Below are 1,550 nucleotides of genomic sequence, written 5' to 3' on the forward strand. Positions count from 1 at the left end.
GGGGGGGTGCCTCTATGTCCTTCGTCAAGGCACCCCTGTCGGTTTTGGGGTTATTTGGTCTTGCTGGGGTCATGCGGCGAGCTCAACGTCCGTGGGCGTGCGCGGTTCGTAGAAGGTGCCGTCGCGGAGCATGGCGAACAGGACGCTGATGCGTTGGCGGGCGAGGCGGAGGAGGGCTTGGGTGTGGGTTTTGCCGCGGCCTCGCTGGCGGTCGTAGTAGGTGCGGGAGGCGGGGTCGGCGTTCATGCAGGCGAAGGCGGAGAGGAACATGGCGCGTTTGAGCTGCCGGTTTCCGCCTCGGGGTGCGTGTTCGCCGTGGATGGAGGTGCCCGACGACTTCGTGGTCGGGGCGAGGCCGGCGTAGGAGGCGAGGTGGGCGGCGGTGGGGAAGCTGGTGCCGTCGCCGACGGTGACCAGCAGGACGGCGGCGGTCCTGACGCCGACGCCGGGCATCGACGTCAGGACCGGGGAAAGAGGGTGCGCCTCCAGCAGGTCGTTGATCTGGGCTTCCAGGGCCCGGCGCTGGGTGTGGACGGCGGCGAGCGAGGCGGCCAGGGAGGGCACGACGATGTCGAGGGTGCCGGTGCCGGGCACGACGACGGTCTGTTCGTCGAGCGCGTCGAAGACGTCGTCGATCAGCCGCTGGGCCATGCGTGGGGCCTTGGGCCGGATGAGCTCGACGAGTCTGCGGCGTCCGGCTTTTCTCAGGGCGGCCGGGGATCCGTAACGCTCCAGGAGCCAGGTGACAGCCTGGTGGTCGAGCCGTGGGCCGAGGACGCGTTCGAGGCTGGGGTGGAACTGGGTGAGCAGGCCGCGTATCCGGTTGCTGGTGCGGGTGGCCTCGGCCGCGAGGTCCTGGTCGAAGCCGACGAGGACGGTGAGTTCGGCGGTGATCTCGTCGGTCAGTTCCAGCGAGCGCAGGGTGTGCGGCATGGTGCGGGCCGCGTCCGCGATCACCGCGGCGTCCTTCGCGTCGGTCTTCGCCTCGCCCGGATACAGGTCGGCGATCCGGCGCATGGCAAGTCCCGGCAGGTAGGCGACCTTGCAGCCCGCGTCGCGGGCCACGGTGAGCGGGAGGGCGCCGATGGAGGCGGGCTGGTCCACGATGACCAGGACGGTGCCGAACTTGGCGGTCAGCTTGTCGAAGACGGCCCGCAGTTTCGGCTCGTTGTTGGGCAGCTGCTTGTCGAGGACCTTCTTCCCGGCCGGGGTGAGCCCATGGCCGTGATGAGCGCTCTTGCCGACGTCCAGGCCGAGGAACACGCCTACGTCTTCGGTGTCGAACATCGTGTCCTTCCGCGGGAGTTGAACGTGCCGGCCTCGGCAGTGGTGTCGTACGCGCGCATCCACGTTATGCAGACCTGCCGCCCGCGAGCTGTCCGGCGTTGCGCCGGACCGGGTGGTGGCCGGACCTCTGATCAGCGTCTCCGACGGCACCTCCCGGGCCCGGTGACACCACCCCCCAGGTCATGCCTTCGACAGGGGGACACAGTCATGCCGGGCCCGGAGGCCAGCGGCCCTCTTGCAGGACCGCGAAGAACATAACGGGG

Annotated in this window: 1 protein-coding gene; it reads right to left on the minus strand. The window is 69.5% G+C overall.

What is annotated here, in order from left to right:
- Window positions 1-69: 69 nt before the first annotated feature.
- A complete protein-coding gene (locus tag ACH5AO_RS37240; protein ID WP_398932573.1) occupies window positions 70-1,287 on the minus strand; it encodes an IS110 family transposase in 1,218 nt (405 codons plus the stop codon).
- Window positions 1,288-1,550: the final 263 nt, after the last annotated feature.

It is taken from the genome of Streptomyces sp. NPDC018964, assembly GCF_044390325.1.
Taxonomy (GTDB): domain Bacteria; phylum Actinomycetota; class Actinomycetes; order Streptomycetales; family Streptomycetaceae; genus Streptomyces.